We start from the raw sequence: 17,382 nt of genomic DNA on the forward strand, positions 1-17,382 counted from the left end.
CATCGCAAAAACATCTGCAGTCATGCCCTCCTTGCCGCACATTCTGATCGAGGAAGGCGTTCGCGCCGCCCTTAAGGAGGATCTTGGACGCGCCGGCGACCTGACCACGGATGCAACAATTGGTCCTGATCTCAGTGCAAAAGTATCTTTGGTCTCGCGTGAAGCCGGGCGTTTATGTGGCGTCGATTTCGCACGAAGTTCCTTTGCACTTGCCGGTGCGGGGCTGGCGTTTGAGGCATTCAAGAAGGATGGAGATGTTCTGGCCCCGGGTGATGAAATCGCCCGGGTGACCGGCAATGCACGTGCCATACTGTCATCGGAACGCGTTGCGCTAAACTACCTGTGCCATCTGTCAGGCATCGCAACGACAACCGCAAAGTTCGCAGATCTAATTGCTCATACAAAGGCACGCATTTGCTGTACGCGGAAAACCACACCGGGCCTGCGCGCATTTGAAAAGTATGCGGTGCGCTGTGGGGGCGGTGCCAACCATCGCTTTGGTCTTGATGATGCCGTCCTGATCAAAGACAACCACATTGCCGTTTGCGGATCTATCACCAACGCAATTGAAGCTGCCCGCAATTATGTCGGCCATCTTGTCGTAATCGAGATCGAAGTCGACACGCTGATACAGCTTGAAGAAGCCCTTGCAGCGGGCGCATCAACGGTGCTGGTTGATAATTTCGGCATCAACGGTCTGAAAGAGGCGGTTGCCCTTAATGCCGGCCGTGCGCGGATCGAAGCATCCGGTGGCATCAATATCGACACCATCAAGGACGTTGCTGAAACCGGGGTTGATTATATCTCAAGCTCGAAAATCACGATCTCGGCACCAACCCTTGATATTGGCCTCGACGTAACACTGGGATAGGAAAATGAAACAGTTTCAGCCAGGCGATGTGATTGAGGTCAAACTTCCGGGTGGTTTTGCCTATGTACAGATCACACATAATCACCCGGCCTATCCAGAAGTCATTCGTGCATTGCCGGGTTACTACAAAAAACCTCCGGAAAACATTCTCGAACTCGCATCAGGTCAATCAGTCTTCACGGTTATGCTGCCGTTATTTTCCGCAATCGAGCGAGGCATGCTTGAAGGGCGAAAAGTGACAAGCACGAAGGTCCCCTCCAGTGACAGCACCTTCCCGACATTCCGTATTCCCATCAGGGACCGACAAGGAAATGTTGTCTATTGGTGGTTCTGGGATGGTGAAGGACTGAATTATGATGCAAATCCAGATGCCGGAAGCGAAAACATGCCGCTTCGCGAAATAACCACGACCGATACCTTTATCGAGAGGCTTTCTGCGACCGCGCCGTGTTAAATACCTGAAAAAAACTTAAGTCGGAATGCGGGTAGGAGGGACCTTTCGCCCCTCTTCACCTGCTTTTCGCTCATCCTCTTCAAGATTATCCAGAATCAGAAGCATCCCCTTACGGATTATATCCAACTCGGAAGATGACAATCCTGCCAGCGCAACCTCGTTCACCTCTACGGCAAGCGGTTCAAGTTCGATGCGCAGTTCTTTGCCACGCTTGGTCAGAAACACATGCTGTTTTCGCTTGTTTCCGGCTAGCGTTCTTTTTTCAAGAAAACCAAGCGCTTCAAGCCGCTGCAGAGCCGTGTGGGTTGTGGGTTCAGTTAATCCGGCTTCTTCACTCAACTCACGTTGTGTCAGACCTTCCTGCTCCCACAGGATGCGTAAAAATATCCACTGCCCGAACGTAACATGATGAGAGGCCAAACGTATTTGCAAAGACCGGTTAAAACCCCGAGTTGCCAACCGGATAATATGAGCAAGACGCTCTCGCGAATTGGGAACTCTGTTTTCTTTATCGGTCATGAACAAAACGACGCCCTTAAAGCCAACTGAAATATTTTGCGTTTGACTGATACAGTCGTCGTATAGAGGAGTCAAACATGCTTGATACACAGCATATCAAGCATGGTTGACACATGCCATATTTACTCTGCTGTTTCATCCGCCGTGCGGGTCATTCCCGCAGACATTGCTTTGCTGTAACCCGGGGTGATGCGTGCATCGATAACGACAGCATTGCCCTGTCTGACATCCTCGAGTGCCACCTCAATTGCCGATTTCAAATCACGCGCATTGGTCACGGGACCAATGGCCTTTACCCCTTGCGCGCGGGCCATGGCGGCAAGATCGATATCAGGTCCTCCAATATGCTGACCGATCCATTTGTTTTCAACTGGACGTTCACGGCTGACGGCAACTTTTTCCTGATGGATTTCGTCATTATAGAAAGATCGATTATTGGCAATGATCGCGAGGAAAGGGATACCGTAACGGGCCGCGGTCCAGAAGGCCGAAACACCCATAAGGTAATCGCCATCCCCCAACACGGCAACGGGTAGCCGATCTGTACCCTTCAGTGCCAGTGCTGCCCCGACCAGCATACCCGGCCCTGAGGCAATACCTGCGCCACCGTCATAGCCAAGATAGTCAAGTGGATGACGGAAATGCCACAAATCCCCGCCCCAACTCAATGGCAGACGAACAAGAGACACAACCTCGTTTTTAAGCCCATCGCCGAGGGCCGCAGCAAGGGTATCTACATCCATAGGTCCCAAATCATCTGTCAACTTTCCGGTACTGAAAGCCGGCAAGTTCTGCGGTTTCAATTGGGGTGTTAAACCGACCTCTTTACATAGTGTACGTATGACGATGTCGGGCTCAGCCGCAATATGCAGATCAGCTCGAACCGCGGCCTGATGATCAAGGCTCCAGCCATTGTGAAGTTGGTGATCAACCGATAGCTGAACGAGTGGTGCATTCTCGGCCTGAGCGCCAGCCTGTTTGAGTGTGCCCGCAACGTCTACCCAGTCAAAACTGACAATCAAATCAGCTTCGTTGAGGACTTTTGCACCATCAGGGGAAAGGAAAAATCCTGGCGTTCCGGAATGAAGAGAATGGTCTGTCGGAAAGGCCGCACCCAGTTTGATATCGGTGAGAACGCGAGCATTGAAATGCTCTGCCAAAGCCACTCGGTATGCCCAGTCATCTGCAGACCGAGAAACTCGGCCCATAAGAAATACTGGGGACCGGGACTCTTTTAGCCGCGTGTGAAGTTCCGCAAGCGCGTCGGGCAATAATCCCTGTGACATAGGCAACTTAAAACGCCTTGGATCGGGTGTCTTGATCGGGGCTGTGACAGCCTCTTCCTGTACTACAACATCAAAACAAATATACACAGGAGCCATGGGTGCTGTTTTTGCAATTAAAGCGCCGCGAATCATGGCCTCAAGCGAAGCAGATAACGATGCAGGTTGATCATCCCATTTGACATATGGCCGAACAATCGCCGCCTGATCGCGCGACGTGTGGATCCAATCTATCCAAGGTCGTCGTTCCGTCGCATCGACAGGACCGGTTGCCCCAAAGACCATAACAGGGACTCGGTCACACCAGGCATTGTAGATAGACATTGTCGCATGCATTAAACCGACATTTGCATGCACAATCGCGGCCATAGGCCGTCCGGTTACCTTCGCCCAGCCATGTGCAATTGCGACGGTATGTTCTTCATGAAGGCACAACAGCATTTGAGGATTTTCGTTGCCCAGATGATTAACAAGGCTGTCATGCAGCCCACGAAAACTGGAACCGGGATTAAGCGCTACATATTCGACATCGAGAGCACGCAGCATCTCCGCGATCAGATCGCTCCCCCACAAGCCTGTTGTCTCGGATATGACAGGCCGCTCGACCTTTTCCATCTCTTCCTCCCGATTTTTTACTTTAGTTGGTGTTCTTTATAGTCTCCCATTTAAGTACTTCGATATCTAATATCATGTCAAACGGGTTTTCCGATGCTATCTGCGGCTCTGATCCTCGTGACGGAGCAATCTGCTTCTGTTTTTCCGTCTGGGTAGCTAAGCGGGACTTCCTGCTTGTTTGGGAGCGGATGGTGAGGCCGTCGCCGGGCACTTGAATGTGCACTGGAAAGAGGTGGTCGATAAATGCGCGGTTCGTGATGTCACTGCGACGTGCTGCCCTAGACGATAAACAGACCTGCTCTTACACGCCGCAAAACCCTGTCCCTTTACTGGACCAATGGCGGCTCCACCCTTGACCAAACTCCGTATCCGCAATCGTGCTCAATGCTACGAATGCGTGGCACTGTTTGAGGAATAAACTCTAAGAGCAGTCTGACATGCAGGAGAGGGAGTCGACCAGCCAGTATCTCGGTTCGGAGAGTCATTTCGCCTCGATGGCAGATGACTCACCTTGGTCAACAGTTTCAAAGCAATCTTGGCTATTGCCGGTATCTGATCTGAAACCGATACGCGCTATCACTGTCCGTCCAGACAGTTGTCTAGATATTGCCGGGTTGTAAGCAGAGCTGGCAATCCATCTGCGATCATGACATCAAGGGGTTTCGCCCCAAGAAACAGCGGCCCCTGATTGGGCAGCAATATCCAGGAGCGGGCGATCGGCGTGTTAAAATACAGCTCAAGGCTGCGATAGATGCCGATCAGTGCGCTCAGCCTGAGCATCTGATCGACATTGATCCGGCCGCGATAGTTCGGGCGGCGCGCGCCGCGCCATTTTCCCGGGGACATATCGGCAAGGGCGGCTGCCTGGCGGGCGGGCAGCGCCCAGTTGTCTGCAATATTGCGATAGGCCTTGAGCGCGACCTCGGTCGCTCTGGGGTTCTGGCTGAATTGCCCTGAAGTCATCCGTGCCTTCCGTTTTGTCTCTTCTGCCCGTCGACAGGCTGGAAATTTCGTACAATTTCGCCCATCATACAAGGGTGACATGGTTCGAGAGTTGGATGCATGACAAGGGAGGTCCTTATGGATTCCATCAGCATCAATCTTTTTCTCTTTGGCACCGGGGCCTTTTTCGTCCTGCTGCTCATTGGCATAAAGATCGGCGAATATCTGGAAAAGCACCCGAAGCCGGACTGACCCTTTTCCCTGCGCGAAAGATAGTCGGTGCGATGCGGCCTGGCCTCTCGGCAAGCCGATCGTTTCGGAGAAGCCAAAGCCCGCCGGGGATTGACGGGCTTTGACCGATGTCTGTCGGGGGAGGCTTAGAGCCAAACGGTGCCGACAGCCCAGAATTGAGATGTTGGGTGAAGAGGATACCCTGTCAAGCAGGCGGGCAATCGTTTCGGCTGTGATTTTGTCCGTTAAGGACTTTTAACGGACAAAACATTCAAAACATTTTTGGACTTGGTGGGAGCATTGAACGTTCTTCCAAGAACATCGTATTCTCGGGATATCCGAAAAAGATATCCCCATCGTCGCTCTCCCAACTAGGTATGTTAAGTCCGGCGGCTAGAGACTTGGCCTCTGAAATGCGATGAAAGAAATCGTCTGGATGATAAATACGATCATTTATTGGTAGGTTTGGTGAGAAACCGCTGAATCCAAAACATACTCCATTCGATGAGAATGAGCGCATTAAATTCATGGCTTGTTTCACAAACCACTGGTGACGGAACTCCTCCTTTTTCTCCACAAGCACAATTAGGTCTCCAATCAGAAATGCGGATTCAGCGAATAGCGGAATACTCTGATGCATCAGTCGAAATAAGGTTTTAGCTGCCAACTCGATAGCTGCATGAATTCTCATTCCACTTTCAATTTTACGACATGCACGGATAAGCCGCGCATCAGGTATCTGAGGATTCCAGCGAGCAAGGTTATCAAGCCAATGCTTAGGTAAATTTTCCCAGTCACGTTTGCGCAACAAGTAATATGCTGCTGCAGTTGCAGCAATCGGATCTTGGACTTTTCTGTACAAAAGTTCATTTGTTAGTTCACTTCCAGGATCCAAAAGTGACTTCAATGAACTTAACCTGCTATCATGTAAGAATGCCATTATTGATTCTGCATTTGGGCTATAGTCACTGACAAATAGTTCTGGGAAGAAGCCTCTTGATGAATCTTGCGAACATTTAAATTCTATTTTGCTTTTGGTCGTAGGAAGTGAAACAACTTTGGGAATGTTTTCCCCGACGTTGGCAACCAGTGCTCGAGAGTTTCTTGATTCTCCAAATTCAAACTGTACAGACTCAATTGATACTTGGCGTTTCGTGGGGTCAACAGGGACATTGACCCAAGTATCTGTTCCAATCGGCTTTTCCCACAATTGAAACCAAACGGCGCTCATTGTGGCCCGAATGCTCGATTCTTCGTGGTATGGGTTTGCATCTATACGCGGCGAAGCCAAGTTCATTCTTGCGGATGAAGAATGCTGCTTTCGCAAATCAAAGGTTACCTCTTCGTTCCAAGTGTCACTTCCTTCATGCTGAAGTGGTCGGATTTCTGAGGTGCCACTAGGCAATGACAATCGGATAAAGAGTGGGCCTTCGTCTCGTTCGTATTTTAGTTCATTTAGTTTCTTATTAGATATGACACCAGTATGTTTGATGGTTCCGTAGCCATCAATGATATCTATCGGAAAATAGTTTGCTCCATCATCGACCGTGTTTGACGTTTTGAGGCGAACAAAGACTCTAGGTAAGGTCATGGCTGTACTTCCAGTGGAAGACGGAAAAGAGGCGGGTCCAAATGTTCACTGCAATTTTTGTAGTGCTCTTGATCGTGCTGCGAACAGATTTTTACCTCGTAAATTCCTTTTGGAGTTTCTGCTTTCCAAACTCCTTTAGTCTTCCCGCCGGTGATAGCAGCAATACTTTGATCGCTTGAATGTCGAATTTCGTAGTGGCTATTTAAGCAATGTTGCTCTGGGGAAAGTTCAATTTCGACTTTTACGATTGGGAGATGATTTATTACATGTAGCGGTGCATCAACAGTGCCAGCTGTATAAGGGTTGCATAATTGAGGTTCACTGTTCCTGCTTTCTCTATTCATCAAGTCAAGAAGCTTGGGCATTGCCATACTAAGTGCGTGCCCGTTAACAAACCAATCTCTCGTACCGGGTTTTCCGTCTCCACAATAGCCTGTTAGCGCCATTCGCAAGGCGGCAGTGAAGCGGGAAATCTCATTGCTGCTCCCATATGCCGACTTATTATCCGTTGCAGAAGAAATATGGGTTAAACCAGTATTTATATACTTAGTCCTTACACCATCGTGAAGTAAAGCATCTGGATTTGACCCAATTGCCATACCGAACTCGTCAGCATAAGTGCGGCAAGCATCGACGAAAACATAGAGTGGTGCCTCTACTTTCCGGCAAAGTGCTCTAATTGTATTCGATAGATCAAAACTGCCAGTTTCAAATGGGCGGTTTTCACTCTCTCCATGGTCATCCAGTAGTAGAATTTGCTCGTTTCTAGTCCCTGTAATCCCATGACCACAAAAGTATATCATTCCAATATTATTTGGATGTTGTTTTATCTCAGTTAGCCAGCGGTCAAAGGCCAATTTTACATTTGGCAGAGATGCACGTTCAATGTTGTAATTTGTTCCACAGTGATCCAGTTGTTCATTTTGTGCTGCTGAGATAAGAACCTCTAAGGTCCCAAGGGGGGCACTAGGGTTATGAAGGCCGACTTCGGTGATTCCATCACCACTAAGTATCCACCGTGCTATGCTCATCGCTGAGACTGGTGGCGAGGTTAACACTCTCAAACCCATGTGTGCACCGTTCTCAAACTGCCCCCCTCGTAAGTGACGATAGTGTCCAACGCCGATGATTAGAACATGCGTTTGTGGTGTTGCCCTTTGAGGGTTTACTCGGATCTGCGTCATCGAAAGTTACCCCCCCTCAGAAAGGCGGGCGGCTAGTCGCTTGTAGAAGCTTGGCCACTTGAAATACCCAGAATGTGCACCGGTTACCGCATAGCCAGTATTGTACTTATAATCTTTTACTGTACCGGGGTTTGTCGCGGTGAAGGTTGGCAGAACTGCGAAACCGAGTACGTCATTGGTATCAAAGATGTTGATCCAACGTTTGGCTTTGACCGGTGAGGGAACGGCTTCTCTCGGTAATGAATTTTGGTCGTGTCGTCCTGGGCTTGTGAGCAACAAGGACATTTCTTCAAATAGGCCCACCTGAGATCCAACCGTGATCCACGTATCAATCTCAAGATCTGATCCATCTGCGTACTTAGTGAGAATATCGTATAAGATCTCTCCACCGAAGCTGTGGCAAATAACAACCAGCGGCTCTCCCGTTTCGACAGATATCTTTTGGCCGTCACGTAATGCACCAAGGACTGTTGAGGCGATAGGGCCAGGATTAGAGCCGTCTCCACGCTCATCTAAATACCGATAAGAGTCGCCAACGAAGGTGGCAATCTTGTGAGTTAAGGTTCGGCGCGTGAGTCTGACCAAAGCATGAGACAGTTGATCAGTTGGGAAGAGAGAAAGCCGTCTTGCTCCCTCATTGAGCATATCCCACAATCTTTGTCCGCCGAAAACCTCTTCTGCTTTCGGGCCCTCCATTTCGTCCAATATCTCTGTTAACAAACCGTTCTGAGAGTCTCTTGTTAGCCAAGATGAGTCTGTTTGGGCGAGCCGATTTTGAGCCGATTTATATGCTCTGGCTATAACTCGGAAATCGGTTTCCGATAGAGCGCCTTGGGCGATTGAGTCGAACAAAAGGTCGATAGCTACATGGGGAGCTTTGTGAGCAATTGAAACCAGAGAGTCACCTTCTACGATCTCACCATTAGCATGAGCGATTCCAATTGAAGGTAATAGTTCTTCTTCTTTCCCAAATGTCTCGGTTTCGTTGCCAGACGGAATGACAGCCAAATCACGCCAAAATTTAACCCCGTCTCCACCCCAAAAAGGTGCAATTATGTCATGTGATGGGTTAATACCGGCAACTGGTGCAACGATTTCTTTCAGGAAAGCTGCGCGTAACTTTTCTTCTCTGATATAGTCTGCATCTTTGCGATTGTTCACGCCGTGGACAAATACGAATGGCATAGAGTTTCACTCCCCCTTACAGCCTTATTTTACTAATGTAATATAAAAAGGTTGATTGTGGAGAGAAAACTACACTTCTTGCGTGCGTTATCCTCAGGCGGAACATCGTTTAATGTTATGTTGAAAGCTAAAATGTTGCTTTTAGAGGTTATGAAAGGTGCGGTCTCATAGCAAGCAGCCCTTGAGTTTTGTGGAAAACTGCGTCCGTCTCAAAGATAGAGAAATGTAATATATTAACTATCTTTTCCGTCAGTACCATGACAGTTGGGAAATGTATTCACTCTTCCTCTTATGCTTCTACTAACAGAAATATATTATGCTGCGGGAAAGGCTGGGCCAAAAATCTTGCGCCACATCTGACGTCGCGACCACACTTGTCCATTCTGGTCATGTAAAATTGCCTGCACGGATTGGTTATAAGCAACACGGGCTTTCCAATGGAAATGTCCTTTCTTGGCAACATTTGATCCGCTTCCAGGTGCGCGCCAGTAGCTTTGGTTTGTATCCAAAGCAGCCAAGTAGGCAAAGAAGTCACGTGCCATATAATCATGATACAAATAAGATTTATCGCGGTGCACCCAATTTGCTATAAATTGATAGGCAAGCGTATCAATCAGCATCCCACTCATGGGAACGTTGTTATAATCGCGCCAAGCGCGCATCATGCGGCACAGTCGTTTAAGGTTCTTGTTCGTCTCTGAATTGCGTTTTTTTACTGCTGCGATTTCAGCGCGCGGGTTGCAAGTTTTCCATGATCCACCGTGATTGGTATTTGGATATATCCAGCTTTCTCCATCTACGTGTTCGAAAACCGGTAAAACTTCAAAAGTGATGTTGTCCGTAAACTTCACGACAACAACTTGACCGTCTCCAAAACTATCCGAGGTTTTGTAGGTTTTTCGGATCGAAGTTTTGACAGCCTGTAGAAGAGCAGACTGTCCATTGTATTGATATCCATTATATTTATGATAAAAAGCCACCGGCAATACGAAACCGATATCTAGATCGCTGAGGCCTCGCGCTGCGGTGTCACGACCATAAGAGCCTGCATAGAGACTATGGGCTGTATCTGAGGCCGTATTCCAAAAATCGCTGTTTAACTGACGTGTGATTCGCCGGTATCGATAACTGATAGATGCAATGGTATCGCGATCAATGTTGTATGCATTGTTAAATCGAATGAAATCATCGGCAACGCTCATTTAAACCCCAAACCTTATGCAATATTGACGATAAATGGGCTGCTGCGCGCAACGAGATACTCGTTTTTGACAATAAAACACTCAATACTATGTGTGCCTCGATAAGAGGCTACCTCTATATGCACAAGTGCATCTTGCCCTTGTTTGCTCTCATCGAATCCACCTCGAAGTTTCTTATCTGCTTTCGCCTCTGCGCCAGTATTTACGATCTGCCAATAGACTCGATAAGGCATTTGCACATCTGTGATAGCTTCAAATCTGAGTTCGCTGTTGATAGCAACAGGCGTGTCATCACTGATCAAAGTTTTTGGATGACTGTGCTTTAGTTTGGTGGTTGCACTGACAATTGTGACTGTTCCACCTGATGTCATCGGCCAATTAATCGGGCGACGATGAGGTGCATCGAGGAGGCGTTTAATTGCTGTTGTCGCACGATCAAAAACGGAAATCTGTGTTCTGGTGAGTGGATATTTCCGGCTGACAGCGTCCTCGACCAGCTTCCTACCCATCCGAGGTGCCAAAGCATCGACAAAGCCTGTTAGGTTGTTTTGTCGTGCTGCTTCGGCAAAATCCGCTCGTGCGGTTTCGAGCCAGTCATAAAAATGCTCGTGCTTCGAAGATTCTTTTTTCCAGGCATCGGCAAAATTTTCGCGCGGGTCTGAAGGGTTGGCGATCCAATAATCTTCGCCGCGGCGTTCGATAAATTGATCCATGCGCTCAAGAATGCTGAGCAACGCTCCTGTGATTGTGTCTTCCTGCTGATAAGCTTGCGCGGCCAATGTTGTAATTACAATAGATGTTGGTCGTTTTTCCGGCTCGTCAGCAAATCTCATATCACGATGACGCTTGAGCAATTTAATTGCAGACTGAAGAGGTGTCTTTACACGGAATACTGGAATTTCAGAGATTTCTGCTTTTGCCTCATCAAGCATCATCTTGTGTCGCTGTGAGGCAAAGACTTGTTCCATGCGCCCATAGAACCATTTAGCGTAGCCATTGGGATTGCTGGCAGGCCATTCGTTATCAATAAAAGGGTAATTTATGTGGTTCTTATCTGTGATTGAAATAGACTGGTCGACGTAATCCAGTGTTAGAGCCTCTTCAAGGCGCAGGCGTCTCTGGTTTTGTCCGTCTTGAACTGACGGCAGTACATCCATGTGAAATTGCGCCCCATCAGCATAGTTGAGCGTCCAGCATCGATCCCACGAGGATGGAGCTTCCATATTGTGACGGAGTGCGTACAGCTTAAGTTCTTCGCCAAAATCGTCAGCTAATGCCTTTTGGGTAATGTGCGCCTTGCTGATTGAGAACTCGCAGACAACATCAAGGTCATAGTGCTCATTCGCCTCATATGGCTTTATCGCTGTCCCAAGACGAAAGGAACCTTGAGTATATACATTAAAATCTACTGTTGAAAATCGGGACTCTTGTCGTTCCAACCAACTGCCAACTGATTTGTAACTACGTTCTGCCGATTCGTAACGTGAATCTGGAACGTCAAGTTCAGATGCAAGCTGTTCGATCAAGGCCTCTCCTGTCGGTCGCAAATTTGTCACAGGTCAGTCTTTCTCAAGGATTTCGGAACGAACATATCGATTTCTTCGTCCGAGAATGTGTAATCTTCATTATCTTTGAGAGCTTTTTGTGCATCAGCATATGCTTCGGCTTCTGTTTGTGGAGCTGCTTGATATATTGCCGCCAGCTTCTCTTGGAGCTCGTCACGCCATTTAGCGGCTTCCTCTCTAGGAATCTTGGCACAGCGCAGATCTGTTAGAAGTGAAAGATAGGACTCTCGGATAGGCCATATTTCCTTGGCGGTATCTCGATGCGCTTGCGCAATGCCGCCTGGATCAATTCCCTTGAGATATCCGCTCAGTACAACACCTAAAAGGGACAGAATGGCCGTGGCAGCCTTCAGATATGTTTGATCGAAGAAAAGTGTGGAGCAGATACCAGAGGCGATGATCGCGGAAATCACAATTTGAGAAATTTTCAGTCTACGCAATTTGGTAGAATAGCGTTCCGCCATCTTTTCATGAGTTTTATGGGTATAGATCACTCGACCGAAGCATTCTCGAATTTGATCTTCTAGATGAGTAAACTCAGTCATAAGACGATACTCGTTTGCATTGATAATTAAGACTTTTACAATACATAAACGTGTATTGGTTTGCACATAGTTTAAGATGCAATGCATCCCTACTCCTATAGGGGCGCTAATATGAAATAATTAAGAGAAAGCTTCCGAAATATTTGTCGCTTTAACCAAATTCGGATCTGCTCAGGGAAATTTCTCGGAAGCGTTTTCTCATTTGCACAGAAACATCTTCTGAATAGATCAGCTCCTTTCCATCGAGCTGGCTTTAGGCACTGCGCTTTCCGTGCCGCAAACCGTTTCTTAATGCGGTTATCCGGGGAAGGACAGTTATCAGGGTAAGATCATATCGATCGCTTTAACGTCTACTCTTCGTTGTCGACTTCCGTTTCGATAGAAATACCCATCTCTTCAATCTCGGTACCCATCATAAAACGAAACTGGTTATAGGTGTCGTCCTCTGAATCGCTGCTTTCCAAGGTCAGGACAAAAGTTGCCTCATGCGCACGTTCCCGGATTGTTGCGTCTTCAAAGAGGAAACGATGACGCCAAAATAATCTGGCGCCGACTTCTAATCGGTTTTCTTTCAGAAATGGGCCATTTGTTTCTGTAAACTGCTTTTCCAGAAACTGCACCGGTTGCCATTTTTGCTCTTCTTTGCGTGCCTTATGCTCATAAGTGGTTGGTTTTTCAGTTCCGAGAAGGCCAGTCCATTTCTCTTTATCTTGCGGTAAATGGCGCACATTCGTTTGGATACGTATGGAGAAATACTCGTCACCAGCGCGCTCTACAGTTGGTTCCAAAATCGCAATTAGTCGAACCCGTCCGACCAAACGACCGTTTTTGATCATGCTCGGCGGAACGGCAATATCTGTCCAATAATAGGATTGCTGAGCGCGCATGGCTTCGGACCAAGCCATGATCACCATGTTGGGTGGACAGTTCCACGGCTCATTGATCAGCACTGGCGATCCATAACCCAAGTGCTCATCATACTTCCCCTTTGGCAGATCTGCGGCATTCAGGATCAAGCCACGGACCAAGTCCGGCGTGGGGTTGCTTACGTGTTCGAAGCAATGGGCTGCTAGACGGGAAACCAGCGGTGCGGCAAAACTCGATCCGCGCACTGTTGCTCCACCGAGGACCCGATGTGTTGAGAACCAGCTGAGGTCGGGTTTGAACATCAATTCAGGCCCGAATGCAGTTCGCGAAATGTCACATTTACCGCCTAAAGCCTCAAAAAGCCCCGTCGTGGAACGACCGGCAACGACCAAAGCAGCATCACAATCTGCAGGTGGTGAAATGATATCCGGGCTGCCGGGCTCTCGATTACCGCTGGAGATCACAATGAGGTTCTGATGTTTTCGACACACACCAGCCAGTAGATGCGCCATTTCGCTAACTTCGAATTCGTGAGCTGCAAAAGGTGTATTTGCCGAGAGATTCCAGACACGGGTCTCTGGTTGATCTGCCATGACCTTGTCGAGATGCAGAACCAGATCTTCTGCTGTGACTGGTGTGACGAGTATGTCGTCACGTTGCACGGCCTGAACAATACCCAAGCGGCACGGTAGATCAGGAATCGGGAGGCTGTTGCTCCAGCGTGTGGCATCAACAATCATCGCAGCAAGCATATTACCATGGCGCCGATCCGCTTCATCGTCAGTGACCAGCTTGTCACTTTGCCAGGCAACTGCATTCAGGTAGCTGTTGGCGTGATACCCGCCGTCGATGACACCAATGATTGGTGCGCGGTCAAGATCATAAGGCAGTTCTTCGGGCTCTCGTCCCGCGCCAGGGCTAACACTGCGCGGTGTTGTAATTGGCTCCCAGCGTCCGATTGAGCCGCTTAGGAGGAGTTCGCTAATGCGGTCAGTTCTAGATAATCCAAGAACCAGGGTTTTTGGTTGGCTTCTGCCTGCATCATAAAGCGTGAGAGTTCTTCCTTGCGCAGGCACCAAATCGCGTGACCTGGGCTGATCAAGGGTTTCTTCTGCTGGTGGCAATATCCAGGCATCACGCAGGACATCTTCCAGATAAGAACAAACAGCATTTTGACTGTCTGTTGAGATGTAGGGAGCAACTGTAAAACGAACCCAGATGCGGTTTTCTGCATCACGGTACGCTTGGCTTGCTAGGTCAGAGTGACGTTCATACTCACGTTGAAGAGCGGACGTAAATGGTTCGATATTCAAAATGTTGGAGATATCGATCTGGGCTTGTTTGGTGGGATTGTCGATTCGGCCTCTAAGGTTTCGTAAACCTTGTTCTGTGAGTTCGATGACATAGCCCCCACGCCAGGGAGCCGTGATCTGACAACCTGAAACCCCACACAATTCGTTAGGGGTATGACTGGGTGCAGCAGAATCATGATAAAACTGCATCCAGACCAGCATCCTCTCTGAAAAACGAGGTAGGGTAGAAAACTGATCAAGCAACCGTGAAACACGCTCATATGCGCGGCGACGGCAGGTCTCATAGCGTTCGGCGCGTTGCTTTTCGAGTTTTCGTCCACCCGTCGCACGGATCTTCTGCTCACTCGGAGATTTTGTGAGTCGCAGTGCCGGGTTATTAAAGACAGGACGATTGTCTGCCACAGGATATACCTCCAGATAGAGATATTATCCTATAGGTTGTTGTTTGGTTATTTCAACAACTTACTAATATGCTGGCGTGTTGTGGACAGCAGGTCACCTATTTCAACCTGACGTAAGCCCCCCCGTTGTTGAAGCTGTTTTGCAAGCTCCTCCATCTCGCTGGTTGTCAGGGACGATGCTTTCGGGCGTCGGATTTTTCCGGTTTCGCTTGCCAAAACAGCAGCCGTGACCTGAGCTAGTTCAATGGGTTTGCCGGTAATTACTGCACGCCGCCTGGCTGCTAGTGAAATTTCACGGATATCGGAGCAGCTCAGATGGTTAGAGCATACTGACAGTGCCTGAAGTGGTCTCTTTTCGGCTTCATCAGAGAAAAGATAATAGTTCCATAACGCGCTTCGCAATTCTTGTGATGGCAATTCGACTTCGATACTATGCGTAAAACGTCGCCAAATTGCTGGGTCGAGAATCTCGGGATGATTTGTTGCGCCGATAACGATGCTGGTCGGTTCCAAGTTATCCAGTCCCTGCAACAGGGTATTTACCACCCTCTTTAACTCCCCCAGTTCCTTGCGATCATCCCGGAACTTTGCCAACGCATCCAGCTCATCAAGGAACAAGATCGCATTGGTGCCGTCGACAAAATCGAATAAAGCGCGGATGTTTTTGGCCGTATCGCCCAGCAGAGATGAGATCACGCTGTCAAGACGCACGATATTGAGCGGCCGTCCGAGGCGTTGCGCCAGATGGCGGGCGATGTGAGTTTTGCCTGTACCGGGGGGGCCATAAAGCAAAAGCGTATTGTTGGTTTCAAGTCCGGCTGCAGCCAGTTGCTCCGCATGACTGAACTCTTCAATGATCAAGAGCAATTCTTCCTCGAGACTGTCTTCAAGCAGCAGAGGTTCTCGTGGATCGCTATCAGGTTGAAGAAGCGGTGTGCGGGTTTTGGCATCTACAGGAAGTCGTTCCGCACTTTGAAGAGGGCGCAAATTAACGAGCGGTTTTTTGGTCAGCCGCATTAACTGATCCCGCACTTCTTGTTGATCTGGTCCCGAATAATGACGAGAGATATCAGCCAGCTTGCGAAGCAGGCTGGTATTGTCACCAGACAGTGCTGTACGGGCCAAATCAACCAAATCCCTGCCCGGAGTGAGTGGTTCGGCAACCAATGTGTCTGGATCACGAGATATCTGTTTCATGGCCGACCTGCCTGAGCTTTGAACTTGGAATCGAAAGCCCGACAGATGCGCTGCACACGATGTGATTGCTGCTGTCGGGCAACCACAAGAGTCGCCCAGAATCGGGATTCTGTCAACAGATTCGACAATTTTGTAAACGGATTTCTAGGTTTTGTCACCGGAATTACCTGTTTTGTAAACAGAAATTCAAAGGTTTGGGTGACTCATTATTGCGCGATATATGTGCTTATATACGCTTTTGGGTTGAAAATTGATTAAGGAGCTTGCTGGAGTGAAGGCAGCTTCTCAGAGAGGCAATTTCTATCTTGTTCTTGGTTTGTTTTTTCTGGTACCGTTTTTTCTCTAGTGATTTGCACTTACTGTAGGTTTGGAACGGATCATATCTGATAGCTCCTTTCTTGAACTCGCCAACCGGGCGGGACGCATTATGGATCAGGCGTTGGCGCCTACGACGCGTACTCGCTATCTCGCATCCTGGCGACGATACGAAGCCTGGTGTGCGGCCAAGGGGATTCAAAAGCCAAATTCCGACCCCAAGACGATTACGCTCTTTCTGACAGAGCGCTCAGCCAAAGTGGGACAAAGTGCTCTCGAACAAGATCTCGCGGCCATCCGCTTTATGTGTGCGATGAACGGTGTCGAGTTTAAAGATCCTCGAAACTATTTGCGTCGTTTCATGCGAGGTATTCGCCGGGAGCGAGGTCATGATCCCAAACGCAAACGCATGATCGCTCCCGTGTTATTGGGGCAAATGCTGGATCATTTGCCAGAGAACGGTCCAAAGGCGTCCCGGGACAGGGCCGCTTTGCTGATCGGATTCTCTCTGGCATTAAGGCGCTCCGAGATTGTTGCAATCGGTTGGGATGACATTGTTTTTGAAGATGCTCACCTGATCGTGCGTCTGAAACCATCAAAGAACCACAGCAACGCCGTCTTCCAGTGGATACCCAAAGTGCCGTCCTCGCTTTGCGCCTTTAACGCGATGCAGCACTGGTACCAGCTGAGTAACAGACCCATTGATGGTCCCTGTTTTCCCGCAATCCGTGATGGGAAAATTCAGAAAAGAGCGGTTTCTGACCGCTACATCAATCGTCTGGTCAAGCGATTGCTTTTGTTGTGTGACAAGGTTCCCCAAGAGTTTGGCGCACACTCACTACGAAGCGGAATAGCAACAGCTGCGCATTGGGAGGGGCTATCGGATGCGGATATTCGCAAGATTACCCGCCACAAAAGTACCGGTGGCCTTTTACCTTATCTGCAGCCCAAAGATGGCCTGTTGCATGAACAGATTTTTCGATCTTTCGATAATGAGGGGTGACGTGCAGGATCGGGAAAATAGTTTGTTAAGAGCACAATATGTTCTGTCGTCTGATGTCATCAGATACGGGGCATCTGATGAATTTGGCAAAATACACAT

The 17,382-nt window shown here is 48.6% G+C and carries 14 protein-coding genes; 3 read left to right on the forward strand and 11 right to left on the reverse strand.

Going from position 1 to position 17,382, the window contains the following annotated elements; all coding sequences use genetic code 11:
• Positions 1-22: 22 nt before the first annotated feature.
• Both nadC and IT971_RS21470 read left to right on the forward strand, forming a co-directional pair.
• Positions 23-871 (forward strand): carboxylating nicotinate-nucleotide diphosphorylase, encoded by an 849-nt coding sequence (nadC, locus tag IT971_RS21465; protein WP_196871246.1) that lies wholly within the window; start codon positions 23-25, stop codon positions 869-871.
• Between the two features lie 4 nt (positions 872-875).
• A complete protein-coding gene (locus IT971_RS21470; protein ID WP_063086230.1) occupies positions 876-1,325 on the forward strand; it encodes a hypothetical protein in 450 nt (149 codons plus the stop codon).
• A gap of 15 nt (positions 1,326-1,340) precedes the next feature.
• On the opposite strand, the gene IT971_RS21475 is transcribed toward IT971_RS21470, so the two are convergent.
• The 11 genes from IT971_RS21475 to IT971_RS21525 all read right to left on the reverse strand — a co-directional run bounded on the left by IT971_RS21475 (position 1,341) and on the right by IT971_RS21525 (position 15,965).
• Positions 1,341-1,844: a MarR family winged helix-turn-helix transcriptional regulator gene (locus IT971_RS21475; RefSeq protein ID WP_063086228.1), complete on the reverse strand. Its 504-nt coding sequence runs from the start codon at positions 1,842-1,844 to the stop codon at positions 1,341-1,343.
• Between the two features lie 122 nt (positions 1,845-1,966).
• Positions 1,967-3,742, reverse strand: a complete 1,776-nt coding sequence (locus IT971_RS21480; protein WP_063092254.1) for a thiamine pyrophosphate-binding protein — start codon at positions 3,740-3,742, stop codon at positions 1,967-1,969.
• 576 nt (positions 3,743-4,318) lie between these two features.
• Positions 4,319-4,705: a hypothetical protein gene (locus tag IT971_RS21485; protein ID WP_063092253.1), complete on the reverse strand. Its 387-nt coding sequence runs from the start codon at positions 4,703-4,705 to the stop codon at positions 4,319-4,321.
• 481 nt (positions 4,706-5,186) lie between these two features.
• Positions 5,187-6,506, reverse strand: coding sequence for a hypothetical protein (locus tag IT971_RS21490; protein WP_063092252.1), 1,320 nt, complete (start codon positions 6,504-6,506; stop codon positions 5,187-5,189).
• Positions 6,503-7,690 (reverse strand): caspase family protein, encoded by a 1,188-nt coding sequence (locus tag IT971_RS21495; protein ID WP_082822651.1) that lies wholly within the window; start codon positions 7,688-7,690, stop codon positions 6,503-6,505. The genes IT971_RS21490 and IT971_RS21495 overlap by 4 nt, the downstream gene beginning before the upstream one ends.
• A gap of 6 nt (positions 7,691-7,696) precedes the next feature.
• Positions 7,697-8,875: a hypothetical protein gene (locus IT971_RS21500; RefSeq protein ID WP_063092251.1), complete on the reverse strand. Its 1,179-nt coding sequence runs from the start codon at positions 8,873-8,875 to the stop codon at positions 7,697-7,699.
• A 314-nt stretch (positions 8,876-9,189) separates the two neighbouring features.
• Complete coding sequence (locus IT971_RS21505; protein ID WP_063092250.1) at positions 9,190-10,077, reverse strand: nucleotidyltransferase; 888 nt, start codon at positions 10,075-10,077, stop codon at positions 9,190-9,192.
• 14 nt (positions 10,078-10,091) lie between these two features.
• Positions 10,092-11,603 (reverse strand): nucleotidyltransferase, encoded by a 1,512-nt coding sequence (locus IT971_RS21510; RefSeq protein ID WP_196871095.1) that lies wholly within the window; start codon positions 11,601-11,603, stop codon positions 10,092-10,094.
• A gap of 26 nt (positions 11,604-11,629) precedes the next feature.
• On the reverse strand, positions 11,630-12,187 hold the full coding sequence (locus IT971_RS21515) for an SLATT domain-containing protein (RefSeq protein ID WP_063092355.1): 558 nt from the start codon (positions 12,185-12,187) through the stop codon (positions 11,630-11,632).
• Positions 12,188-12,537: 350 nt separating this feature from the next.
• Complete coding sequence (locus IT971_RS21520; RefSeq protein WP_139189992.1) at positions 12,538-14,769, reverse strand: S8 family serine peptidase; 2,232 nt, start codon at positions 14,767-14,769, stop codon at positions 12,538-12,540.
• 47 nt (positions 14,770-14,816) lie between these two features.
• A complete protein-coding gene (locus IT971_RS21525) occupies positions 14,817-15,965 on the reverse strand; it encodes an AAA family ATPase (RefSeq protein WP_063092248.1) in 1,149 nt (382 codons plus the stop codon).
• A 427-nt stretch (positions 15,966-16,392) separates the two neighbouring features.
• Here IT971_RS21525 and IT971_RS21530 point away from each other — a divergent pair, with 427 nt between their 5' ends.
• Positions 16,393-17,283: a tyrosine-type recombinase/integrase gene (locus tag IT971_RS21530; protein WP_063092247.1), complete on the forward strand. Its 891-nt coding sequence runs from the start codon at positions 16,393-16,395 to the stop codon at positions 17,281-17,283.
• Positions 17,284-17,382: the final 99 nt, after the last annotated feature.

Source organism: Thalassospira sp. B30-1 (assembly GCF_015767575.1).
GTDB lineage: Bacteria > Pseudomonadota > Alphaproteobacteria > Rhodospirillales > Thalassospiraceae > Thalassospira > Thalassospira xiamenensis.